Here is a 22,397-nt window from a genome sequence, read left to right on the forward strand (position 1 = left end):
CGCGCGTCAGCGAGGCGTCGCGCCGGGCTTGTCCTTCAGCAGTTGCATCAGCAGGTCGATCTTCGCCTCCAGCGCGCGCACACGATCCTCCAGCGCCTGGATGCGCCCCGCGTCCGCCGCCGGCGCCGACGCCGCCGCGGCCCGGGCCTGCTCCTCCTTCGCGCGCGCCTCCCATTCGGCCCGCTGCGCGAGTTCCCGGCGCTGCTGCTCCTCCTGGTCCTTGGCGAGCTGCGCGAGCACCGGCTCGACCGGCACGTCGATGAACACCTGGTACGCGATCCCCGCCGTCTGCGACGAACGGTCCTTCGCCGCGAGCGACACCTGCACGACGACGGGTATCCCCGCCGGCGACTTGCCCGACACCGCCGTGAACAACGCCGCGTTCTGCCCGGCGAGTTCGTCGATCCGCCGGCGACGTTCATCGACCATCCGCCCGGACCCCTCGGGCATCGGGACCATGCCCCCCGCGTAGCCGATCTGCGACTTCACCTGCTGCGATGCCTGGTCGAACGCGGCACGGTTGTCCACGCGGATCGTCCCGCTCGCCGAGTCCAGCGTCATCCAGGAATAGCCCCCGAGCAGCTCGAACTCCACCGGCGCCGTCCCGCCGCGCGTCTCATGCCGCAGGAGTGTCTCGCCGTCCTTGCCGAGCACGAACGCGCTCTGCGTGGGCACGATCTCCAGCGGCGGGGCCGCGTGGGTGCACTGCGCATCTGTCACGGTCACGTCGTACAGCCGCGACCGATCGATGGCGACAACCCGGTCGCCCGCCGCCGCGATCACGGACCCGCCGTACGAAGGCGACTCGTACCCGCTCAAGGGGCCCAGGTCCTCCTTCGACAGCACGATCGGCGACTGGCCCGCGGCGCCGGTGAGCAGTTCACGCAGCACGATCTGGACCGTGCGGTCCTTGGTGCGGCCTGATCCGTCGGCCCGGTCCAGCACGAGCGATGCCACGACCGGTCGGGTGGTTAGCAACACCGACCCCTGCGCCTGGAAGTTGCCGCCCACGCTCGACGCGCCGTTGGGCAGCGAGATCTGCGTGCCCGAGACGCGCCGGCCCCACGCCGCCGGCACGTACTCCGCGCCCAGGCCGCCGCGCTGTCCTTCGCCGCTCAGCACCACCCCGCCGCGACCAAGGCTCGTCAGCAGGCGTGGCGTCTTCATCGACTCGTCGTACACCACCCCCTCGTACAGCCAGCCGCCCGGCAGCCGCACGAGTTGTTCGCCCAACCGGCCGAACCGTCGCATGTGATCGGCTTCCCGCCTCACGCCGGGCGGGAGTTCGCCGGCCTTGGCCTCGACGAACCCCGGCGTCGCGAGCACCGTGCTCTGCCCGTTGCCCTCGACGAACACCAGTCGCCCGTCCACCGGCGTGATCGTCCGCGCGTCGTGCTTGAGAAACACGCGGTGCTTTTCCCCAAGGTTCGCGAGGTCGAGCGCCGCGACCACGTTCCCCTCGTTGAACGCCACGTACACGTACGTCCCGTCCACGCTCGCCGCCGTGATCCCCTGCACGAACGACGTCTCCGCCAGCACCTTCCGGGCGACAAGGTCCACCACGCACAGGCGCGACGAAGGCCCGTCCCGCCGCCCGTGGTCCTGCTCGAACCGCCACGCCACCGCCCGCCTGCCGTCGGGGCTGATTGCCACGGCCTTGGCCACGAACGGCAGGTCCACGCCGTCACGCACCACGCGGGCTTCGAACTGCTGTGTCCGGACACCCGCGCCCGCGCGCAGCGTCAGCGTGACCGCATGGTCTCCCACCTGGTCCAGCCCGGGCGTCCAGCGGATCTGCGACCCCGACAGCGTCATGCCCTCCGGCGCGCCCGTGAGTTCCACCTTCACCGACGCGTCCGCGCGCGTCAGCGCGATCGTCGCCGCCTTCCCCGCCACCAGCGATCCCGTCGGGCCCACCGCTACGCCCAGCACGGGCTCCTTCTTCGCCGCGTTCATCGCCGCCAGCGGCACGACCCTCGCGTTCGCCCCCTGCACCAGAATCACCCGATCGTTCGACGCGTCCGCGAACCCCAGCACACGCGCCTGCCCCGACGAGCCACGCCGACGCCCCCCTTCAACGCTTCCCCACCCGCACGCCGCGGGGAGCGCGGCCTGCCCGAGCGTCTCCATCGTGTTCGCCGAAACCGCCGTCGCCACCGCGTCCTGCACGCAGATAACCAGCGGCCGATCGCGGAAGGCCGCCGCCGCACGCCCCGGCAGCACGCCCGCCGGCGCCTGCAACTGCCCGTCGTACAGGGTCGTTCCCGCGCCGACGAACTGCCCCCAGCCGTCCACCACCGGCACGCCCTCCGGCTCGCGCTCCCGCCGCTCCGGTCGCTGCGTGCTCAGCCGCCACGCGTGCTCGCCCTCGCCGGGCGCCAGGCGCAGCGCCGTCGGGTTCGGCGTTGTGTCAGAGGCACGCCACGCGAACACCCACGCGCCGTCGGCGGACGCTTCGATCGCCGAATCACCCAGGTAGTTGTCCGCCTGCACCAGCGACTCGACGCGGAGCGTGCGCCCGTTCACCCGCGCCAGGCTCGCGCTGCCGTCCGTAAGCCGCGCGCTCGCATAGAAGGTCCCGTCGGCCGTGGGCGTTGACAGATCCGTCACGCCCTGCTCGCCCGGCAGCGCCAGGGCCGGCGCCTTCTCCTTCAGCGTCTGCGCGTCCAGCACCACCATGGAGCTGCGCTCGCCGAGCCCCACGACGAACACGTCGCCCTCCGGACGCGCGACGAACGTCACGCACCGGGGCTTGCCGTCCAGACGCACCGGCCCCACCGCCGTCGCGCCCGCCGCCGAATCGAGGAACGCCTTGGGGAACAGCGTGATCGACGCGCCGTCCACCACCGCCAGCGCCCCCCGCGACGTGTCCAGCGCCGCGTCCGTCGGCGTCACCGGCAGCGGCACGCACCGCACATCCGACTGCGCCAGCGCCACCCCCGCCCCAACCACCACGCCCATCGCCACCAGCATGCGCATGCCTACGGCCCCCCTTCGCGATGTCCGCCCGTTCGCCCCGCTCACGCTACCTCCCGCCCGGTCGGTGCGTCAACACCACGCCGTGCGGTCGAACCTCGCCTACCGCGGCGTCGTCACGCTCGTCGCCGCACCCGGCGACACCGGCGCCGCGGACAGCACGCGCTGCACATGGTCGAGCGCGAGGTCGACCTCCCCCGGGCTCGTGTAGTGCAGCGGGCTGATGCGGACCACGCCGTCGTCGGGGTCGATGCCCAGCTCGATCGCCAGGCGGCGCGAGTAGAAGCTGCCGAAGCGGATGCCGATCCCGCGCAGGTTCGCCGAGCGCGCCACCGACGCCGACGTCGCGCCCGCCGCGGTGAAGCTCACCGTGCTCACCCGCCGGGCGTCGGCGACGGGCGACCCCACAAGGCGCACGCGGGGCACCGTCGAGAGCCCGTCGAGCAGGCGGCGGGTGAGGTCGTGCTCGAGGCGACCCAGGTACGCGAACGCCCGCTCGAAGACCTCGCGCTCGATCGCCTGCGAGGGGTCCCGGCGCGCGATGTAGCACGCGTACTCCCACAGCCCCAGGATCATCGCGCACGCCTCGTGCGCCACCCCGCCCACCTCGTAGACGCGGGGCACGTCGTGGCGCGGGATGAACTCGTGGTTGGGCCCGTCGAGCTCCGCCAGCGCCTCGTGCGAGCCGTACAGCACGCCCGCGTGCGGGCCCATGACCTTGTACGACGAGTAGACGTACCAATCGCAGCGGTATGCCCGCACGTCCGGGGCGGCGTGCGGCGCGAACGCCACGCCATCCACCACGCTGCGCGCGCCGTGCCGGCGCACCACCTCGCACACCTCGGCCACGTCCCACACCTGCCCGAGGATGTTCGACACCTGCGGGAACGCGACGACCCGCGTCCGCGCCGAAATCAGCCGCTCCAGCGTCCCCACGCGCGGGCGCCACAGCCCCTCATCATCGATCTCCGTCGGCCAGAGCGTCACCTTCCAGCCGCGCTCCGCCAGGCGCAGCCACGGGCCGATGTTCGCCTCGTGCCCCGCGGTCGCGACGATCACCTCGTCGCGCACCGGGCGCGACGCCCCGCTCCCCGCCGCCGCCTGGCGCGCCCGGTCCGCGGCGGACGCGTAGCACGACGCAAGCAGGTGGCACAACGCCGTGCTCGAATGCCCGATGATCACGCTCCCGCTGGTCTCCTCCGCGGGCGCAAACTCCCGGGGCGAGGCGTGCACGAAGACCTTCGCGACCTCGTGCGCCCGGCGCAGGTTCTGCGACGCCGCCAGCGACGGGGCGTAGTCGCCCCCGAGCTGCGCGTACGTCTCGCGCAGGCAGCGCGCCGCCTGCGCGATCACGCAGCGGGGCAGCTGCGACCCGCCCGCGTTGTCCAGGTACACCGTCCCGGCGTCGAGCGCGGGGAACTGCGAGCGGATCTCGTCGAGCGTGGGCGGGGTCGGCATCGCGCCATCCTCTCACATGCCCCGCCCCGCCGCAATGCCTCTCGATACCACCGCGGCCGGGCCTACGCCACGCCCAGCGACGACAGCACCGTCGCCGGGTTGAGCTTCGACGCCTGCTCGCGGATCTGCGGCAGGTGCGACGCGTACGCCTGCTTGGCCGTCGTCAACTCGCGCCCGAACAGCCCCCGCAGGTCGATCGCCCCGAAGGTCCGCCCGCCCGCGTAGTACTGGGCCGCCACACGCCCGAGCGCGTACGTCGTCGCGAAGCTCATCCCCACGCCCAAAGCCCCCGGCGCGAGCGAGCCGACCCACCCGCCCACCGACCCGCCCAGCATGCTCTTCGCCGCACGCTCGAGAAATCCGCCGACGATCTTGCGCGCGTACCCCTCGACGATCTGCGACGTCGCGCCCACGCCCACCGTCGCCAGGAAGTCCGTGATGTGCCCGCGATCCAGCGAGTAGCCGTACTTCGACCCGATCGAGTACACCATCTTCATCTGGATGGGGATGATCGCGGCGCTCGCCAGGCCCTGCGGCAGCAGTTCCAGCGCGCCGCACAGTACCGCGTGCGTCATGATCGTCGAATCCACCTCGCGCCGCACCGGGTCGGCCCCCGGCGCGGACGCCGCCGGCACGGGCGTCACCGGCACGGGCAAGGCCGCGGGCGTCCGCACATCAGCGCTCGCGGCGTTCTCCGCGGCACGCCGGATCGCCCCCGCGTCCGCCGCGGGAATCTCCAGCGCCCGCGCCAACTCGTCCAGGAACGTCCCCTCGTCGCGCGAGGTCGTGTCGTCGGCGTCGCAGACCGCGACCGCCATCTCGTACGCCGCCCGGCGCACCGCCGGGGTCCGCAGCGCCGACGCCTCGCGCGCCGCGGTCGTCCGCTTCGTCAGCGCCCGCTCGTACACGCCCGCCAGGTCGAGCTCCGACGGCGCCAGCCCGTCGAGCGTCGCCTTCACGCGCTCGCGTTCGGCGTCGGATTTGCTCCCGTCCGCCATCGCCGCCAGCAGCGCGATCGCCAGCACCGCCTCGCGCTCGCCCGTCGTCATCACCATGTCGTCGCTCATCGTCGAACTCCTCCGTCGGCGTCACCCGCCGCCCGAACCCCTCGTTGGAGGTTTCCCGCCGCCGGTTGCAGCCTACACGCCTTCGAGCGCCCGCATCACCGCCGCGGCGGCCGCGTCCTCGCCCCGCGCAGGCCGCTCCACCTCGATGTCGGGCTTCACCCCCACGCCCTCCGGGCGCTCCCCGCCCCGCGTGATGTAGTCCGACACCGGGACCTGCACGACGAACCCGTGCGGCAGGGGCAGGTACCGCGACACGAGCAGCGCCCCCGCGCTCGTCCGCCCCACGAGCACCGCCCCGCGCAGGTCGCGTAAGGCCGCGCTCGTCACCTCCGACGCGCTCGCCGACCCGCCATCGATCAGCACGCCCAATCGCCCCGGGTACGGCGCGCTTTCGTTCGGCGGCACGCGCAGGTGGTCCGTCGACCACGCCGCCACCGCCCGCGCGTCCGACGGGTCTCCCCCCGTCGCCTCGACGAACCGCGCCGCCAGTTCGTTCGTCACGGGTGTCCCGAACGCCTCGCCCTCGGGCGCCAGCAGCGACATCAGGTGCAGCAGGTTCGAGACCTTCCCCCCGCCGTTGCCCCGCAGATCGATCACCAGCCCCGGCTTCCAGAACGCGCGCGCCACCAGTTCCTCGATCTCGAACGGGTCGTAGCCCTGGTTGAACGTCGGGATCCGGATGAGCGCCGTCCGCTCGCTCAACTCGCGGTACTCCGCGGGCTGGCGCCGCTCGGTCAGCACGCGCTCCACGCGGATCTCGCGCGTCTCGCCGCTCAGTTTGCGCACGCGCAGCACCGCGACCGAGCCGCTGTCGCCCTCGAGCGCCTCGGGCGTGGTCGCGCGCTCGCCGTCCACATGCGTAATGACATCGCCCGGCTGCAGGCCCCGCTCACCCGCCGCGGACTCTGGGCTCAGCCCCAGCACGCGCAGCCCGCCCTGCGCAGGCCGCACCTCGGCCCCGATCCCGATGCGGATGGTCCGTCGCATCGTCGACGCGGCCTCGGGCGGGATGAGCGCCACGTGGCTGATGCCGAACCGGCCCAGCGCCCGCCCCACCTGGATGGCGAACGCCGTCGCGTTGGGCGCCCGGTCGATCGCATCGCGGCTTGCCTCCAGATACTCGGGCCACCGCCGAAAGTCCACGCCCCCCACGTACGCCTGGCGCGCGAGGTGCTCGGTCAGGGCGTGCAGCACCTCGTTCTTCGCCGCGGCGTCGATCTCCTGCGCCCGCGCGGCCGTCGACGCCACCGCGCACGCCACCAGCGCGCACACCCACGCCGCCGCCCGCCACCACGCCCCGCGCATCGTCAGACCCCCGCCCACGACGCCTCGTCCTTCTCGATGATGCCCCGCGCGTACGCCTCGCGCAGGAACCTCGCCAGCCCCGCGCGCGCCCGCTCGTCGAGGTCGTACCGCAGCAGGTCGCCCAGGTACCGCGCCGCCAGAGCCTCATCCCAGCGCGCCAGGGGCGCGCGTCGCGCGACGATCCACCCCAGTCGCGCCAGGTTCCGCCGTCGCTGACGATCCAGCAGCGCCGCCGCCATCCGGATCCGCTCGTCGTTCGCCTCCGCCGCGCGGCACATCCACGCCGCGTACACAAACCCCAGCCCCGTCCACGCCTTCCACGCCTCGCCCAGATCCAACTGGTGCGGGTACCGCGCGGCCGGGGGCGGGTCGGTCGCCACCTTGTCGCCGATCAGCAGCACCGTCGCGGGCCAACTGTCATCCAGCGTTTCCGCGACCTGGGCCGCGCCGCCGCCGCGCTGCACCCGCTCGCGCGCGTCGAACGCCGCCACGTCCACCCGGCGCCCGTACAGCGCGTCGAGCAGCACCCGCGCCAGCACCACCGACGTGTGGCTGTCGGTGTCGGCGTGCAGCGTCCGCACCTCGCCCCACGGCACGCTCGAGAACACCCGCACCGTCAGCGTCGGCCCGTCGCACCCGATCATCCCGCTCGCCAGCAGGCGCAGCGGCACGTCCGATCGCACCGCATCTACCACCGACGCCAGCCCGATGTCCGCCTCGCCGGACGCCAGCAGGTCGACGATCCCCGACGGCACCGCCGGGACGAGCTCCAGCCCGTCCACGCCGTCAAGCCCCTCGACCAGCGGGGCGGTGTTCAAGTACCGGACGCACGCGACGCGGACTGGACCCATGCCGCAGGGTATGAGCACCGCTGTCGCCTCCCCAGTGCCCAGTGCCTCTGCTACGCTCGCGCCCATGGACGACCGCGAACTCGTGCTCATCGGCGGCGGCGGGCACGCCCTGGTCGTCGCCGAGTCCATCGGCGACGCCGCCACCATCCTGGGTTTCTTCGACGACGACCCCCACGCCCGCCTCGCGCGCCTGGGGTTCGAGCACCTCGGGCCCTTCGCCCGCCTCACGACCGACTTTGACGCCCACGCGATGCTCGGCCTGGGCGACATCGCGCTGCGCCGGGCGCTGCTCACGCGCCTGCCGGCCATGCGCAGCGTCGGCATCACGCACCGCACCGCGTACGTCTCGCCCACCGCGTCCCTCGGGCGGGGCGTCTTCATCGCGCCCCACGCCGTCGTCCACACGCTCGCCTCGGTCCTCGACCACGCGATCATCAACACCGGCGCGATCATCGAGCACGAGTGCGTCATCGGCGAGAACGTGCACGTCGCGCCCGGGGCCGTCCTCGCGGGGAACGTCCGCGTCGGGCACGACACGCTCGTGGGCGTGGGGGCGCGCGTCAACCCGAACATCCGCATCGGCGTGGGGTGCAAGATCGGCGCCGGGGCCGTCGTCGTGCGCGACGTGCCCGACGGCGTGATCGCCGTGGGCGTGCCCGCCCGCCCCGTCACGCCCCCCGCCCGGTGATCCGCCCTCAGTCCGTCAACTGCCCGAACACGACCAGCACGAGCGTCATGATCGTCGCGTTGTGCAGCGAGTGCGCCACGATCGGCCCGATCAGGCTGCCGCGCCATTCGCGCATCAGCGCGAACACGAAGCCGATGGTGATCACCGGCATCAGCAGCAGCACGTCGTACCCGTGCATCACGCCGAACACCAGCGCCGACACCGCCGCCGCCACCAGCACCCCCACCCGCGAGCGCAGGTGCCGGTACAGCGCCCCCCGGAACACGAGCTCCTCCGCCAGCGGCGCCCACACCGTCGCGAGCAGGAACAGCAGCACCAACTGGGCCGTCCCCGCGCCGCCGATGATCTCCACGATCGGGTTCTTGGGCGGCTCGGCGTCGGGCCCGGCGATGAACTGCCGCACGATCACCACCACCATCGACACCACCAGCGCCGCCCCCAGCAGCGGCAGGCCCGCCAGGTACCCCACCACGCCCGCGCCGATCTCGCGCAGCACGCCCTGTCCCGAGTGCCAGCCGATCAGCGTCGCGTGCTCCCGCCACGTCACCCCGCGCAGCAGCGGGTACAGCGGCACCAGCAGCAGCAGCCACTGCCCGGCCAGCGCCGCCGTCATCGCCCACGCCGGCGGATCGCCCGCGCCCGCCACCAGCGACACCACCACGCCCATCCCCACCTTGAACACCAGGAACGCGCCCACAAACACCGCCAGCATCTCGAGATACACGCTCCCCCCGGGCGCCGGCGGCACGAACGCCCTGCGCACCTGCCCGTTCGACAGGCGCACGATGGCAATGATGAACAGCACCAGCCCAAGCAGCATGGCGCACACCGCCGCCAACCCGAACCCGCCCAGCACCGCGATCAGCAGCAGCCCGCCCCCGACCACGTCCGCACGGGCGGCGCTCGACGCCGGCTCATCATGCACCAGCAGCAGCCGCGCGAACCACCCGTGCCGGTCGAGCAGGCGCTGCCGCGCCGTGTCGTCGAGCGCCGCCGCACCCTCCGCGTAGACCCGCCGCGCCTGCTCGATGTCCTCCGCCAGCCCCTCGGGCGCCAAGTGCGCTTCGTGTCCTTCGCCGATCTGCTCATCCAACTGGTCCAGCCGCTCCAGCGCCTTCTCCTCGCCCTGGATTTCTCCCGCCGCGACCGCCGCCCGGAACATGTCCACGGGCGTCTTGGCCGATTGGTCGACCTGCTGCATCGCCGTCACCCGATCCGACGCCTGCATGGGCAACGCGTTGGCGAACTTCACCCACAGACGGGCCGCCATGCTCCCCGGATCGAGCCCCGGCGGCGTCACTTCCGCCGCGGGCGTCTGGGGCGCCGGGGGCGATAGATAGTGCTCCGCCTGGTTCAGCCCGATGACCAGCAGCACGAGCACCGTCGACGCCACCCACGCCCACCGCGCCCACGTACGATTGCCGGGGTCCGGGGTCCGAACAGAGTGCTGGTCCATGGGGCCATCATCGGCCACGCGCCCGCGCGCAGCAAGCCACGCCCCCCCGGATTCCGACCCCCGCCGGCACCCGCTTGTCGCGCCGATCTCGCCCGCCTAGCATCCCCCCTGTCCGAGTTTGAGCGGCCAAGGGATGGCCGCCACAGTCCGCGACAACGTTTGCCGCCCGCGCGTTCGGAGAACTCGCACGCGGCCCGCCCCGCCCGGTAGGCGGCGATCTGGATCGGCCCCGCGGGGTTCGGTCGGCGGCCTTGCCGTCGCACTTCCCCCCGCAGCGCCGAGGAGGCTCTCGATGTCCCGCCGTCAAACCTACCTCGCCAAGACCGGCGAAATGACCAAGACCTGGCGCATCGTCGACGCCGAAGGCGTGCCCCTGGGCCGCCTCGCCGCCGAAATCGCCATGGTCCTCATGGGCAAGCACCGCCCCGAGTACACCCCCCACGTCGACACCGGCGAGGGCGTGATCGTCACGAACGCGACGAAGGTGGTCCTCACCGGGCGCAAGGCCGAGCAGCGCGTGTACATGTGGTACACCAAGTACCCCGGCGGTCACAAGGCCCGCTCGTACGGGCACCTGCGCGAGCACACCCCCGAGCTGCTCATCCAGAACGCCGTCCGCCGCATGCTGCCCAAGAATCGCCTGTCGCGCGTCATGATGAAGAACCTCCGCGTCGCCGCCGGCGCCGAGCACGAGTTCGCCAACCTCAGCCCCAGCGAACTCAAGGTGAACGCCTGAAGTGTGAACACCCGCCGCTTCCCGCGGCGTGAAAGGGACCGGTCCGAATGAGCACGATTCCGTCCATCCAGATGCCCGGCTTGACGCCCACGGAACCACCGGCATCCACTCGCCCGCCCAAGGTCGCCAAGCCCGCCGACAAGCGCGGTTGGTGGTGGGGCACGGGGCGTCGCAAGACCGCGGTCGCCCGCGTCCGCATCCGGCCGGCCTCCGGCCAGCCGGTGTTCGAGATCCTCGGCACCGCCGGCAAGAAGAAGACCCCCGAGGTCTTCTTCTGCGAGGAGCGCGACCGCGCCGATTGCTACGCCGCCTTCAAGGTCGCCAACATGGAAGGCAAGTTCGAGGTCCAGGCCACCGTCCACGGCGGGGGCTTCATGGGCCAGGCGCAGGCCATCCGCCTCGGCATCGCCCGCGCCCTGCGCGATTACGACCCCTCCGTCGAGGGGGCGCTCCGCGACGCCGGGTTCCTCACCCGCGACTCGCGCGAGGTCGAACGCAAGAAGTACGGCCAGGCCGGCGCCCGCCGCCGCTTCCAGTTCAGCAAGCGCTGATCAGAGGCCACCCGCCTCATCCCTAATCCGTCGCACGCAACGCCCCGCACCCGCGGGGCGTTTTTCATTCCCCGCGTCTCCACTTCCCCCTCCCGACCTCCTTGCTTTCTTCATGCCTTGCCTCCCTGCCTCGCTGTCTCGGTGTCTCCCTGCCTCGCTGTCTCCCTGCCTCACTGCCTCGCTGTCTCGCTGTCTCGCTTCTCTCACGCCGTACCATGTCGCCATGCCCCTCCTGCACGCCCAGCACCTGCGCAAGACCTACGGCGGGCGGGTGGTGGTCGACGACGTGTCCTTCGGCGTGGATCGTGCCGAGGTCATGGGCATCCTGGGGCGCAACGGCGCGGGCAAGACCACGTCGTTCCGCATGACGATCGGCATGATCGACCCCGACCCGGGCGACACCAAGGTCTACTTCGACGGGCGCGACGTCTCGCGCCTGCCCATGTACAAGCGGGCGCGCCTCGGGATGGGGTACTTGAGCCAGGAGCCCAGCGTGTTCGGGCGGCTGTCATGCCGCGAGAACCTGCTGGCCATTCTCGAGACGCTGCCCCTCAACCGGCGAGACCGCCTCGCGCGGGCCGACGCGCTGCTCGAGCAGTTCGCGCTCTCGCACAAGTCGCGTCACGCGGCCCGGACGTGCTCGGGGGGCGAACGGCGCAAGCTCGAGATCGCCCGCGCCCTCGTCACCGAGCCGCGACTGATCCTGCTCGACGAGCCGTTCAGCGGCGTGGACCCCATCGCCGTCGAGGACCTGCAGGCCGAGGTGCGCCGACTCGCCGACCGGGGCATCGCGTTCCTCATCACCGACCACAACGTGCAGCAGACGCTGCGCGTGTGCGATCGCGCGGTGATCATCGACGCCGGGCGCACGCTCGCCGAGGGCACGCCCCGCGCGCTCATCAACGACCCGCTCGTGCGTCGCGCCTACCTCGGAAACCTCTTCCGGGGCGATGAGTTCGACGACCTCGTGGGCATGCAGCGGGAGCGGGCATGAGCATGGCCAGACGCCTGGTCGACGTGCGTACCCGTGCGCGTCCGCGTGCACGCGCCGTCGCGTGCGTGCTGGCGGTGTGCGCCGCCGGCGGGTGCATGCGGCGCACGATCGTCGTCACGTCCGACCCTCCGGGCGCCACGGTCGTGCTGAGCGACGTCGAGGTCGGACGCACGCCCGTCGAGGCCGAGTTCCTCTACTACGGCACGTACGACGTGCTCCTCACCAAGGACGGGTTCGAGCCCCTGCGCACCGCGGCCCGGGCATCGCCCCCCGTGTACGACATCCCGCCGCTGGATCTTCCGGCGAGCGCCGTGCCGGGCGCACGCTCCACCATCCGCTGGCACTTCACGCTCGAGCCCGCGCTCGAGTCTCGCCTGCCCAAGGCGGAGCTCGAGGCCGGCGTGCTCGATCGGGCCCGCGCATTGCGATCTGCCGAGCCCGCCCCGCGCACGCCGTGAGCCCCGCTTCATGTCTACGTAGTCCTGCGCAAACCCCCGGGATGCATAGGATTCTCCGTGACACGGCATCCGACTGAAGTTGACACGCGGTCGCCGTTGGCGAAGGCAATTCACAAGACGACCGACTTCTCAAGCCCCGAGCAGGAAGCGTATCTCAACCTCATCCGCACCGCGGCCCAGTTCTCAATCTCGTTCGAACGCCTGTTCAAGTCGCACGGGCTGAGCGAGTCGACGTACAACATCCTGCGCATCCTGCGCGGCACCGGAGGCCGCGGACTTTCGTGCGGCCAGATCGGCGCTCGCATGGTCGCGCGCGTCCCCGACCTCACGCGGCTCATCGACCGCCTCGAACGCGCCGGGCTCGCCGAACGGGCACGCGACGCGTCCGATCGACGCATCGTGCTGGCCACCATCACGCCCGGAGGCCTTCAGACGCTCGCCCGGCTCGACCAGCCCGTGCTCGACCTGCACCGACAGCAGTTGAGTCACATGTCGGATGAAGATCTCGGAACACTCAACCGCCTCCTTGTGGCGGCACGGCGCGAAGGCGACGCAACGCCCGCTGCATCCGACGGCGAACTCTGACGAACGAAGTGTCGGGCTGACCGTCCCGCTTCGTCGGGCCGCCAAAAATCCGCTACAACGCCCGTGAACACACAGGTCGTTGAAACAGTATTATGATCAGCTCGCGAGCGGGCTGGCCGGAGAAAACGCCGCTCGCGACGCGTGGAGGGTCTGTCATGGTGACCGTTCGTTCGTCGGAGGCTCGCGGGGCGTTCAACTTCGGATGGCTTGACACGAAGCACACGTTCAGTTTCGGTGAATATCACGACCCGGAGCACATGCGGTTCTCGGCGCTGCGCGTCATCAACGAGGACGTCGTGGCGCCGGGGCAGGGCTTCGGGCGTCATCCGCACCGCGAGATGGAGATCATCACCTACGTGCTCTCGGGCGCGCTGCGCCACGAAGATTCCAGCGGCGGGGGCGGGGTGATGCGCCCGGGCGACGTGCAGCGCATGTCCGCCGGCACCGGCGTGACCCACAGCGAGTTCAACGACAGCGACACCGAGCCCGTGCACCTGCTGCAGATCTGGATCCGCCCGAACGTCCGCGACGTGCCGCCCCGCTACGGACAGATTTCGGTCCCCGAGCACGAGCGCCAGGGACGCCTGCGCGTCGTCGCCTCGCCCGACGGACGCGAGGGATCGCTGCCCATCTACCAGGACGCCACGGTCATGGCGACGCTGCTGGCGCCGGGAGAGTCGGTCACGCACAATCTGCCCGACCGGCGCAGCGCCTGGGTGCAGGTGGCGCGGGGCGAGGTCACGCTCAACGGGCAGACGCTGCGGGCGGGCGACGGGGCCGGGCTGACCGGCGAGCGCGCCGTGACGCTGCGCGCCGTGGCGCCGGCCGAGGTGCTGGTGTTCGACCTGCCGTAGGCGTCCGCGGCGTTCTCGCGGGCGTCGGGGTACGCTCCGGGCGTGAACGACGCTCCGTCTCCGCACACGCCGCCGGCCACGTCTGACGAGGCTTCCGCTTCGGCCCGCGCGTCCGGCCACACGTTTGACGACACGCCGGCACAGGCCTCGGCGCCGACGCCGGGCATGCCCGACGAGCGGACGCTGATGGAGAAGTTGGGGGCCGCCGGGCCGCTGGCGATCGCGTCGGCGATCCTGCCGTTGCTCGGCTCGCTCGTGCTGTTCGCGAACGCCGACGCCGTGCGCGATGCGCTGCGGGCGCAGGGCGAGCTCGGGTGGGCGACGTTCGTGATCGGGTTCGCGGTGCTGTCGGGGCTGGCGCTGCTGCCGACGTACGCGCAGTCGGGGATGGCGGGGTACATCTTCGGGGCGGCGTGGGGGGCGGCCGGGGCGGTGCTGGGGTGCGTGGGCGGCGCGCTCATCGGGTACGTCGTCGCGCGGACGGTCGCGGGCGAGCGTGTGAAGCGGGCGGTGCACGAGAACCCCAAGTGGAAGGCCGCGAGCGAGGCGCTGCTGGGCGAGTCGCACTCGTTGCGGCGCACGACGGGGATGGTGTCGCTGATCCGCCTGCCGCCGAACTCGCCGTTCGCCATCACGAACCTGGCGATGGCGGGGCTGCGGGTACGCCCGGACGCGTACATGATCGGGACGCTGGTGGGCATCACGCCCCGCACGGTGCTGGCGGCGTTCATCGGCGCGGGCGTGCAGGAGACGTTCACGCGCGAATCGTGGAGCCAGGCCATGCCGCCGGTCGTGTTCTACGGCGCCATCGGGCTGGGCCTGGTGGTCGTGTTCATCATCGGGCGGATCGCGATGCGGGCCGTGGACCGGGCGGCCCAGCAGGCCGGCGGCACGCCTAGTACCTAGCCCCTAGTGCCGAATGCCTCATGCCTGATGCCGACTGCCTGACCCCGGGTAAGCCGTCCCGGCTACTCGGGCATGCGCCAGACGCGCCCGCACTCCGGGCAGCGCTTCATGCCCAGGTCGGCGGGCGTGCCCCGGATGTCGTAGCGGCATGCGGGGCACACGCCCCGGCGGAGCGTGCCGGCCCGGCGGGCCCGCCACGCAGACACCACGGCGAACGGGATGTTCGAGATGGCCCACAACGCCACGAGCGCGAACAGCACGTCGTGCGCCGGGCCCCAGTAGGTGGGCGAGCGCCGGTCGTAGTCGGGCGCGGCACAGTCGGCGGCGAGGTCCGCATGCCCCTGCGCGCCCAGCCACGTGCACATGATGCGCCGCGCCCGGTCGATATCCGCCGGGGTGGCCGGCGTGGTGTCGCCCACGCGCTCGACCCACAGCCGCCGCCCGTCGAACTCGTTCCACGGCGCGACGTACCCGGTGCGGCGTGTGTAGACGACGTACCACACGCGCAGCACGCGGTCGGGGTTCTGGCTGATGGCCTCCGCGATCTCGCCCGCGCTCCCGTCGGGGTACATCACGACCTCGCGCCCGTCGGCCCACGCCACCACCGTGATATCGAAGGTGCTCTCGCGCGGGCGGTACCGCACCGCGAGACCATCAAGGATCACGCGCCCGGCGATGCTGTCGTGCCGGAACGCCGCCGTCATCAACGTGACGTCGAGCGCGAGCAGCGCCAGCACCACGCCCGCGCCCACGGGGCGGCGCCCCCACGCGATGATCCCCCGGATGACGCGCCGCGTGTTCACGCGAACAGGCTACGGGGCTCCCCCGTCGCGGGTTCGCCCTGCGCCGGGGCGGTGCGCCCCGCGCGCCGGGTACACTCGCTCATGGGCGAGTTCACCCCGCAGTACCTCGAACGCCTCGCGGCCCTGGCGCGCCTGCGCATCTACCCGGCCGAGCGCGACGGGCTGCGCGAGTCGCTCGACGCCATCGTCGCGTACGTCGACCGCCTGCGCGAGGCCGACCTCGCGGGCGTCGAGCCCCTCACGCACGTCGGGGGCGGGGAAAGCCGCCTCGCCGATGACACGCCCGACGAGCCGCTCCCCGCGAGCGTCCTGCTCGCCATGGCCCCGCAGACCTACGACCAGTTTGTCCGCGTGCCCAAGGTGCTCGGCGACGGGGGCGGGGCGTGAGCGGGGCCGGACACAGGGACGACGCCGTGCACGCCGGGGGCGTGCACGACCCCGCGACGCGCCTCGCGGCCGACGTGCGGTCCGGGCGACGGCGCGCGGTCGATGTCGTGAACGCCACGCTCGACGCCATCGACCGCGAGAACCCGCGCGTCAACGCCATCGTCCAGACGCTCCGCGAGCGAGCGCTCCGGTGCGCCGCCGACGTCGACGCCCGCGTCGCGCGGGGCGAGGACCTGCCCCTCGCGGGCGTTCCGGTCGCGATCAAGGACAACCTCTGCACAGGGCCCGACGGGCGCACGCCCGGCGACGGGCTCGGCCCCGGCGGGTTCACCACGTGCGCGTCGCGCTTCTTGGAGCACTACCAGTCGCCCTTCACCGCGACGTGCGCGCAGCGCCTGCTCGACGCCGGCGCGATCGTCGTCGGGAAGGCCAACCTCGACGAGTTCGCCATGGGCTCGTCCACCGAACGCTCGATCTTCGGCCCCACGCGCAACCCGCACGACCCCACGCGCGTGCCGGGCGGCTCGTCGGGCGGGTCGGCCGCGGCGGTCGCGCTGGGCGTGGTCCCCCTCGCGCTCGGCTCGGACACCGGCGGCTCGATCCGCCAGCCCGCCTCGCACTGCGGCGTCGTGGGCCTCAAGCCCACCTACGGGCGCGTCTCGCGCTTCGGGCTCGTGGCGTACGCCAGTTCGCTCGACCAGGTCGGCCCGCTCACGCGCAGCGTGCGCGACGCCGCCCTCGCGCTCGCCGTCATCGCCGGCCCGGACCCGCGCGACGCGACCAGCGACGCCCGACCCGTGGGCGACCTGCTCGCCGACCTCGACACGCCCCTCGCGGGCCTGCGCGTGGGCGTCGTGCGCCAGGCGCGCGGGGCGGGTGTGTCGGCGGAGGTCGCGCTCGCGTACGCGACGGCCGCGGAACGCCTCGCGCCCGACCCTGCCGCGCGCGTCGAGATCGACCTGCCCTCGATCGACCACGCCATCGCCGCGTACTACATCGTCGCGACGGCCGAGGCGTCGTCGAACCTCGCGCGGTTCGACGGCGTGCGCTACGGGCGGCGGGCGGCCCTGTCGCCGGGCGACGGGCTCGAGGACCTCTACCGCGCAAGCCGCACCGAGGGCTTCGGGCCCGAGGTCCGCCGGCGCATCCTGCTCGGCACGCACGTGCTGAGCGCCGGGTACGCCGACGCGTACTACACCACCGCGCTCAAGGTCCGCCGGCGCGTGCTCGAGGAGTTCAACGGCGCGTTCGAGCGCTGCGACGTCGTGCTCATGCCCGCGGCCCCGGGCCCGGCGTTCCGCGCGGGCGAGAAGATCAACGACCCGCTCGCCATGTACCTGGAGGACGTGTTCACCGTCGGCGTCAACCTGGCCGGGCTGCCCGCCATCTGCGTGCCCGTCGCCGGGCCCGGCGCGGGGGGCTCCGTCGCCGGCCCAACCGCGTCCGACGCGGGGCTGCCCATCGGTGTGCAGATCATCGCGCCCGCGTTCCAGGAATCCCGCCTGCTGCGCGCGGCGGCGATGCTCGAACGCGCGATGCGCGGCTGAGGCCCGCCGCCCGCGATCCCGCGGGCGCGTCGGGCGCGCCCCGTACACTTGTCGCGATGTCCTCCGCTCCGCGCGAGACCCGCACGGCCTATCTCGCCGCCCGACCCGACGGCGGGCGACGCGTCGGGCTCATCCGCGCCCGCGACGCGCGCCACCTCGCCGAACAACTCCGACGCGAGCGCCTCGTGCCGCTGCGCACCTGGACGCTGCCCGACTGGGCGCCGGGAGGGTCCGGCTCGGTGCGACTCAAGGACCAGTGCGAGGTGCACACGCAGCTCGCCCAGCTCCTCAACCGGGGCGTCCCGCTCGTCGAAGCGCTCGACGTCGTGCGGGCGGCGGTGGCGCCGGGCGCGCGACCGAAGGTCGACCGCATGCGCGAACTCGTGGCGGGTGGCAGCTCGTTCGCCGACGCCTGCCGCAGCGTCGGCATCTTCGACATCGTCACGATCGCGGTGTATCGCGCGTCGGAGCGGACGGGCGACCTGGGCGGGGCGGCCAAGCAACTGGCGCTGACGACGCGCCGGCAACTGGCGATCTCCGGAAAGGCCGGCACGCTGCTCATCTACCCCGCGGTGGTGCTGAGCATCAGCATCTGCGTGGCGTTCGGGATGATCACGTACGTCGTGCCGCTGGTCGCCAAGTCGCTGACCGACAACAACCAGGAGATCCCGCTCATCACGCGGGTGCTGGTGGACGTCGGGCTGTTCCTGCGGGGCAACCTGCCGCTGGTCGCCCTCGTGGTGCTGGGGCTCGTCACGGGCGGGGTGTTCGCGCGCAAGCGCATCGGCGCGCTGGTGCAGCGGGCGGCGCGCCGCGTGCCGCTGATGCGCGACGTCATGCTGGCGCAGGAGTCGGCCCGGTTCTTCACGGTGATGGCCGCCATGACGCGCAGCGGGATCACCCTCGCCGACGCGCTGGGCGTGGCGATCGGCGTGATCAACTACCCCGTGCTGAAGGCGCAGCTGCAGACGCTGCGGACGCGCCTGATCGAGGGCGGCGTGCTGCGCCAGCTCATCGACGCGGTCGACGCGCTCCCGCTCTCGACGCGCCGCCTGCTCATCGCCGCCGAGCGCGCGGGCGACCTCGAGAGCGCGTTCGACACGCTCGCGACCGACACGGCCGACGAGCTCGATCGCCGTTCGCAGCGCCTGCTGGCGGCGCTCGAACCCCTGCTCATCGTCTTCCTGTTCGCGATCATCGGGACGCTGCTGCTGTCGATCATGATCCCGATCATCCAGGCCAGCGCCGGGGCCGCGGGGTAGCACGATGATCGACCTCGACCACAACGCGACGACACGCCCCACCCCGGGCGTGGTCGAGGGCGTGCTGCACGCCCTGCGCGAGGCGTGGCACAACCCCTCGAGCGTGCACCGGGGCGGGCAGGCCGCCCGGGCCCGGGTCGAGCTCGCGCGCGAACAGATCGCGGCGTTGCTGGCGGCCCACGCGCGGGAGGTCACGTTCACCGGCTCGGGCACCGAGAGCATCGACCTGGCCATCCGCGGGACGCTGGCCCGCCTGCCCGCGCCCAAGCGCGTGCTGGTGACGACGCCCGTGGAGCACGCCGCCGTGCGCGACCTCGCGTCGGAACTCGCCAAGGCCGAGGGCGTCGAGGTGCGCCCGCTGCCGGTGGATCCCGGCGGGCTGGTCGATCCCGCGGACGTCGCGCGCCTCGCCCAGGGCGCGGGGCTCGTGAGCGTGCAGTGGGCGAACAACGAGACGGGCGCGATCCAGCCGATCCGCGAGATCGCCGAGGCGGCCCGGCGCGCCGGCTGCGTCGTGCACGTCGACGCCACGCAATGGGTGGGCAAGGAGCCCGCCGACGTCGGCCAGGGGTCGGGCGCCTGGTGCGACCTGCTGACCTGCTCGGCGCACAAGTTTCACGGGCCCAAGGGCGTGGGCGTGCTGTGGGCGCGGAGCGGGCTGGGCCTGCGCCCGAGACTGCTGGGCACGCAGGAACTCGGACGCCGCGGCGGCACGGAGAACGTCCCTGGCATCGTCGGCGCTGGGCTCGCCGCCGATGAGGCGCGGGCATGGTTGGCCGACCCCGCACTGCGAGCCGCCCAGCGTGGGCTGCGCGACCTGTTCGAGTCGCGCGTGCTTGCCGGGGCGCCGGGGTTGCGGGTGAACGGGCCGCCCGACGCGGGGCGACGCCTGTGGAACACGACCAACATCGCCTTCCCGCGCCTCGAGGCCGAGGCGGTCCTGCTGCTGCTGAGCGAGCGGGGGGTGAACGCCTCGGCTGGGGCGGCGTGCAGTTCGGGCTCGCTCGAGCCCTCGCCAGTGCTGCTGGCGATGGGGGTGCCCCCCGAGTACGCGCACGGGTCGGTGCGCTTCAGCCTCTCGCGCGAGACCACCCGCGACGAGATCGAGCACGCAGCGACGATCGTGGCGCAGGGTGTGCGCACGCTGGCGGCGGGCGTGCCCCCGGCGCGAGAAGCGACAGTCGCCACGCGAACGCCCGGACAGGCTGATATCCTCGGGCCATGACCACTTTCCCTCAGCCGGGGTTCGACGTCGCGCCCGCCCAGCCCACGCGCACGAGCATCGCCGCGATCCTCTCGCTGGTGTGCGGCGTGCTGGGGCTCATCGCCTGCTGCATCCCCGTCGTGTCGCCCGCGCTGGGCGTCGTCGGGCTGCTCTTCGCGGTGTTCGCGTTCCTGTCGATCGGACGCTCGAACGGCGCCGTGGGCGGGCGGGGCATCGCGGTGGGCGGGCTGGTCTGCTCCATCGTCACGGTCGTGCTGGGCATCTTCATGGTGTTCGGCATGAACATGGTCGTGAACATGATCGGGGCGTACGGGAAGGTCGTCGAGATGGCGCAGTCCGACGACACCACCGGGCTGTCCGAGGCGCTCTCGTCGGGCACCGCGAGCGCCATCACGCCCGAGGACATCGAGAACTTCAAGGCCGAGTCCGGCGGCTCGCTGGGCAAGTACCAGCGCGTCACCCCGGGCATGATGGCGCTCTTCGGCTCGTTCGGAAAGCTCGGCCCCATCGCCGGGTCGATCCCCTCGCAGTACCAGCAGGGGGGCTCGGGGTACACCATGCTCCCCATGCCCGGCGAGTTCGAGAAGGGCAAGGGCCTCATCATCGTGGTCGTCAACCAGGGCGAGCAGACGCCCCAGTGGCAGATGGGCAAGGTCGTCAACATCGGCGTCGCGCCCGACGGCGGGCCGATCACCTGGCTCGTCGACCCCGCGTCGCTCCCCTGATGCGCGACGCCCGCACCCTTCACCCCGCGAGCTGCCCCGCCGTGACCACCGACCACGCCTGGATCCACGCGCTCCGCGGGCGCTTCGTCGCGTTCGAAGGGGCCGACGGCTCGGGCAAGAGCACCCAGCTCCGGCGCTTCATCGACCTGGCCCGCACCGCCGGCGTCGGCCTCTGCGAGGTGCGCGAGCCCGGCGGGACGCACGTCGGCGAACGCATCCGGGCCATCCTGCTCGACAAGGCCTCCGACGGCATCACGCTCCGCTGCGAGATGCTGCTCTACATGGCCAGCCGCGCCCAACTGGTCGAAACCCGCATCCGCCCGGCGATCGCACGGGGCGAACTCGTCATCGCCGATCGCTTCGTGACATCGACGTACGCGTACCAGGGCAGCGCGGGGGGTCTGCCGGAGCCCGAGATCGACGCCGTCGCCCGCGTCGCCTGCGACCGCACCCTGCCGGACCTCATCATCATCTTCGATGTCGACGAGAAGACGGCGGCCCGTCGCACGGGCGTCGAGCCCGGCGGGCGCCAGCACCCCCACGCCGGCCCGTCGCTCTTCGCCGATCGCATGGAAGATCGCGACGCGTCGTTCCGCACCGCCGTGCGCGCGGGGTACCTCGCCCAGGCCGCCCGCGACCCCGCGCGCCACGCCGTCCTCGACGCCTCCGGCACGCCCGACGAGGTCTGGGCACGCCTGCTCGACGCCCTGCGCGCCTTCGCCGCCAGGCCCGCCTGAACACCCCGCGGGCGCACCCCACGCTCGCCGCCCGGAAGTCTCCCGCATGCTCGTGCCCGTTCTGATCCTCGGCGCGCTCCTCGCCGGGTCCGTCCCCTTCGGGCTGCTCGTCGCCCGCGCCAAGGGCATCGACCTGCGCGCCCACGGCTCGGGGAACATCGGCGCCACCAACGCCGGACGAGTGCTCGGCGCCCGCTGGTTCGGCGTCGTCTTCGCCCTCGACTTCCTCAAGGGCTTCCTGCCCACCCTGGGCGCGGGGCTGCTGCTGGGCACGCTCGGCACGCTCGCCATCCCCCCGGCGGCGTCGCTCGCGTGGCTCAGCGTCGGCGTCGCCGCCGTGCTCGGGCACGTCTTCTCGCCCTGGCTGGGCTTCAAGGGGGGCAAGGGCGTCGCGACCGGCGCGGGCGTGCTGCTCGCCGCGTTCCCGGGTCTCACCGTCCCCGCGCTCGGCGGGGCGGTGGCGTTCTTTGTCGTGCTTCGCGTCGCGCGCTACATGAGCGTCGCGTCGATGGCCGCCGCGGCGTCGATCCCGCTGTTCGTCGGCGTGTGGTTCCACGCCGTCCACGAACGCTGGGTCACCGCGCGCTGGCTGGGCGCGCCGGCGCCGGGCGAGCCGCCCGTCGAGGTCGTGCACATGCTGGCGTTCCTGGGCGTCGCCGCGGCGTTGGCCGGGCTGGTCATCTGGGCACACCGCAGCAACATCGCCCGCCTGCGCGCGGGCACCGAGCCCCGCTGGCCCCGACCTCGCCCCGACGGGCCCCGCGCGGACCGCCGCCCCTGAAGGTTCATCCTCAAAAACTCACCCCGGGGCCAGGCACACGCCTGG

General features: G+C 72.8%; 22 protein-coding genes. 15 read left to right on the forward strand and 7 right to left on the reverse strand.

All coding sequences use genetic code 11. From position 1 onward, the window contains the following. Window positions 1-6: 6 nt before the first annotated feature. The 5 genes from SFY69_08770 to SFY69_08790 form a co-directional block, all read right to left on the reverse strand. On the reverse strand, window positions 7-2,979 hold the full coding sequence (locus SFY69_08770) for a hypothetical protein (GenBank protein MDX2132131.1): 2,973 nt from the start codon (window positions 2,977-2,979) through the stop codon (window positions 7-9). A 99-nt stretch (window positions 2,980-3,078) separates the two neighbouring features. Continuing rightward, window positions 3,079-4,434, reverse strand: a complete 1,356-nt coding sequence (locus SFY69_08775) for an aminotransferase class V-fold PLP-dependent enzyme (protein ID MDX2132132.1) — start codon at window positions 4,432-4,434, stop codon at window positions 3,079-3,081. Window positions 4,435-4,496: 62 nt separating this feature from the next. After that, window positions 4,497-5,501 carry a DUF533 domain-containing protein gene (locus SFY69_08780; GenBank protein ID MDX2132133.1) on the reverse strand — a complete coding sequence of 335 codons (1,005 nt, stop codon included), beginning with the start codon at window positions 5,499-5,501 and terminating at the stop codon, window positions 4,497-4,499. A 72-nt stretch (window positions 5,502-5,573) separates the two neighbouring features. Beyond that, window positions 5,574-6,824 carry a S41 family peptidase gene (locus tag SFY69_08785; protein MDX2132134.1) on the reverse strand — a complete coding sequence of 417 codons (1,251 nt, stop codon included), beginning with the start codon at window positions 6,822-6,824 and terminating at the stop codon, window positions 5,574-5,576. Beyond that, a complete protein-coding gene (locus SFY69_08790; protein MDX2132135.1) occupies window positions 6,809-7,657 on the reverse strand; it encodes a menaquinone biosynthesis protein in 849 nt (282 codons plus the stop codon). Before SFY69_08790 ends, SFY69_08785 begins: the two co-directional genes overlap by 16 nt. 64 nt (window positions 7,658-7,721) lie before the next feature. Here SFY69_08790 and SFY69_08795 point away from each other — a divergent pair, with 64 nt between their 5' ends. Next, entirely contained in the window at window positions 7,722-8,345 is a 624-nt protein-coding gene (locus SFY69_08795) for a NeuD/PglB/VioB family sugar acetyltransferase (protein MDX2132136.1), read from the forward strand. A 7-nt stretch (window positions 8,346-8,352) separates the two neighbouring features. On the opposite strand, the gene SFY69_08800 is transcribed toward SFY69_08795, so the two are convergent. Then, window positions 8,353-9,801, reverse strand: a complete 1,449-nt coding sequence (locus tag SFY69_08800; protein MDX2132137.1) for a CPBP family glutamic-type intramembrane protease — start codon at window positions 9,799-9,801, stop codon at window positions 8,353-8,355. Between the two features lie 292 nt (window positions 9,802-10,093). Here SFY69_08800 and rplM point away from each other — a divergent pair, with 292 nt between their 5' ends. The 7 genes from rplM (at window position 10,094) to SFY69_08835 (ending at window position 14,885) form a co-directional block, all read left to right on the forward strand. Beyond that, window positions 10,094-10,537: a 50S ribosomal protein L13 gene (gene rplM / locus SFY69_08805; protein MDX2132138.1), complete on the forward strand. Its 444-nt coding sequence runs from the start codon at window positions 10,094-10,096 to the stop codon at window positions 10,535-10,537. A gap of 47 nt (window positions 10,538-10,584) precedes the next feature. Further along, on the forward strand, window positions 10,585-11,088 hold the full coding sequence (rpsI, locus tag SFY69_08810; protein MDX2132139.1) for a 30S ribosomal protein S9: 504 nt from the start codon (window positions 10,585-10,587) through the stop codon (window positions 11,086-11,088). Between the two features lie 223 nt (window positions 11,089-11,311). Beyond that, window positions 11,312-12,082, forward strand: coding sequence for an LPS export ABC transporter ATP-binding protein (gene lptB, locus SFY69_08815; GenBank protein ID MDX2132140.1), 771 nt, complete (start codon window positions 11,312-11,314; stop codon window positions 12,080-12,082). Next, window positions 12,079-12,540 (forward strand): PEGA domain-containing protein, encoded by a 462-nt coding sequence (locus tag SFY69_08820; GenBank protein ID MDX2132141.1) that lies wholly within the window; start codon window positions 12,079-12,081, stop codon window positions 12,538-12,540. The genes lptB and SFY69_08820 overlap by 4 nt, the downstream gene beginning before the upstream one ends. A gap of 96 nt (window positions 12,541-12,636) precedes the next feature. Continuing rightward, entirely contained in the window at window positions 12,637-13,125 is a 489-nt protein-coding gene (locus SFY69_08825) for a MarR family transcriptional regulator (GenBank protein ID MDX2132142.1), read from the forward strand. A gap of 155 nt (window positions 13,126-13,280) precedes the next feature. Then, complete coding sequence (locus SFY69_08830) at window positions 13,281-13,979, forward strand: pirin family protein (protein MDX2132143.1); 699 nt, start codon at window positions 13,281-13,283, stop codon at window positions 13,977-13,979. Between the two features lie 42 nt (window positions 13,980-14,021). After that, window positions 14,022-14,885: a VTT domain-containing protein gene (locus SFY69_08835; protein MDX2132144.1), complete on the forward strand. Its 864-nt coding sequence runs from the start codon at window positions 14,022-14,024 to the stop codon at window positions 14,883-14,885. A 62-nt stretch (window positions 14,886-14,947) separates the two neighbouring features. On the opposite strand, the gene SFY69_08840 is transcribed toward SFY69_08835, so the two are convergent. Beyond that, window positions 14,948-15,688 (reverse strand): hypothetical protein, encoded by a 741-nt coding sequence (locus SFY69_08840; protein MDX2132145.1) that lies wholly within the window; start codon window positions 15,686-15,688, stop codon window positions 14,948-14,950. 81 nt (window positions 15,689-15,769) lie between these two features. Between SFY69_08840 and gatC the strand changes: the two genes are divergently transcribed. The 7 genes from gatC to SFY69_08875 are packed head-to-tail and all read left to right on the forward strand — an operon-like array spanning window position 15,770 to window position 22,352. Beyond that, on the forward strand, window positions 15,770-16,075 hold the full coding sequence (gatC, locus tag SFY69_08845) for an Asp-tRNA(Asn)/Glu-tRNA(Gln) amidotransferase subunit GatC (GenBank protein ID MDX2132146.1): 306 nt from the start codon (window positions 15,770-15,772) through the stop codon (window positions 16,073-16,075). Then, complete coding sequence (gene gatA / locus SFY69_08850) at window positions 16,072-17,622, forward strand: Asp-tRNA(Asn)/Glu-tRNA(Gln) amidotransferase subunit GatA (protein ID MDX2132147.1); 1,551 nt, start codon at window positions 16,072-16,074, stop codon at window positions 17,620-17,622. Before gatC ends, gatA begins: the two co-directional genes overlap by 4 nt. Window positions 17,623-17,678: 56 nt before the next feature. Beyond that, window positions 17,679-18,884: a type II secretion system F family protein gene (locus SFY69_08855; protein ID MDX2132148.1), complete on the forward strand. Its 1,206-nt coding sequence runs from the start codon at window positions 17,679-17,681 to the stop codon at window positions 18,882-18,884. Window positions 18,885-18,888: 4 nt separating this feature from the next. Then, on the forward strand, window positions 18,889-20,109 hold the full coding sequence (locus SFY69_08860) for a cysteine desulfurase family protein (GenBank protein MDX2132149.1): 1,221 nt from the start codon (window positions 18,889-18,891) through the stop codon (window positions 20,107-20,109). After that, complete coding sequence (locus SFY69_08865) at window positions 20,106-20,834, forward strand: DUF4190 domain-containing protein (protein ID MDX2132150.1); 729 nt, start codon at window positions 20,106-20,108, stop codon at window positions 20,832-20,834. Before SFY69_08860 ends, SFY69_08865 begins: the two co-directional genes overlap by 4 nt. 41 nt (window positions 20,835-20,875) lie before the next feature. Continuing rightward, window positions 20,876-21,571, forward strand: a complete 696-nt coding sequence (gene tmk / locus SFY69_08870; protein ID MDX2132151.1) for a dTMP kinase — start codon at window positions 20,876-20,878, stop codon at window positions 21,569-21,571. A gap of 46 nt (window positions 21,572-21,617) precedes the next feature. Further along, window positions 21,618-22,352, forward strand: a complete 735-nt coding sequence (locus SFY69_08875) for a glycerol-3-phosphate acyltransferase (protein ID MDX2132152.1) — start codon at window positions 21,618-21,620, stop codon at window positions 22,350-22,352. Window positions 22,353-22,397 lie beyond the last annotated feature (45 nt).

This window comes from Planctomycetota bacterium (assembly GCA_033763975.1).
GTDB lineage: Bacteria > Planctomycetota > Phycisphaerae > Phycisphaerales > UBA1924 > RI-211.

Coding starts and splice junctions, on each gene's coding strand:
- SFY69_08770 (MDX2132131.1), bottom strand. CDS start 2,979: ATGCGCATGCTGGTGGCGATGGGCGTGGTGGTTGGGGCGGGGGTGGCG.
- SFY69_08775 (MDX2132132.1), bottom strand. CDS start 4,434: ATGCCGACCCCGCCCACGCTCGACGAGATCCGCTCGCAGTTCCCCGCG.
- SFY69_08780 (MDX2132133.1), bottom strand. CDS start 5,501: ATGAGCGACGACATGGTGATGACGACGGGCGAGCGCGAGGCGGTGCTG.
- SFY69_08790 (MDX2132135.1), bottom strand. CDS start 7,657: ATGGGTCCAGTCCGCGTCGCGTGCGTCCGGTACTTGAACACCGCCCCG.
- SFY69_08795 (MDX2132136.1), top strand. CDS start 7,722: ATGGACGACCGCGAACTCGTGCTCATCGGCGGCGGCGGGCACGCCCTG.
- SFY69_08800 (MDX2132137.1), bottom strand. CDS start 9,801: ATGGACCAGCACTCTGTTCGGACCCCGGACCCCGGCAATCGTACGTGG.
- rplM (MDX2132138.1), top strand. CDS start 10,094: ATGTCCCGCCGTCAAACCTACCTCGCCAAGACCGGCGAAATGACCAAG.
- rpsI (MDX2132139.1), top strand. CDS start 10,585: ATGAGCACGATTCCGTCCATCCAGATGCCCGGCTTGACGCCCACGGAA.
- lptB (MDX2132140.1), top strand. CDS start 11,312: ATGCCCCTCCTGCACGCCCAGCACCTGCGCAAGACCTACGGCGGGCGG.
- SFY69_08820 (MDX2132141.1), top strand. CDS start 12,079: ATGAGCATGGCCAGACGCCTGGTCGACGTGCGTACCCGTGCGCGTCCG.
- SFY69_08830 (MDX2132143.1), top strand. CDS start 13,281: ATGGTGACCGTTCGTTCGTCGGAGGCTCGCGGGGCGTTCAACTTCGGA.
- gatC (MDX2132146.1), top strand. CDS start 15,770: ATGGGCGAGTTCACCCCGCAGTACCTCGAACGCCTCGCGGCCCTGGCG.
- SFY69_08855 (MDX2132148.1), top strand. CDS start 17,679: ATGTCCTCCGCTCCGCGCGAGACCCGCACGGCCTATCTCGCCGCCCGA.
- SFY69_08860 (MDX2132149.1), top strand. CDS start 18,889: ATGATCGACCTCGACCACAACGCGACGACACGCCCCACCCCGGGCGTG.
- SFY69_08865 (MDX2132150.1), top strand. CDS start 20,106: ATGACCACTTTCCCTCAGCCGGGGTTCGACGTCGCGCCCGCCCAGCCC.
- SFY69_08875 (MDX2132152.1), top strand. CDS start 21,618: ATGCTCGTGCCCGTTCTGATCCTCGGCGCGCTCCTCGCCGGGTCCGTC.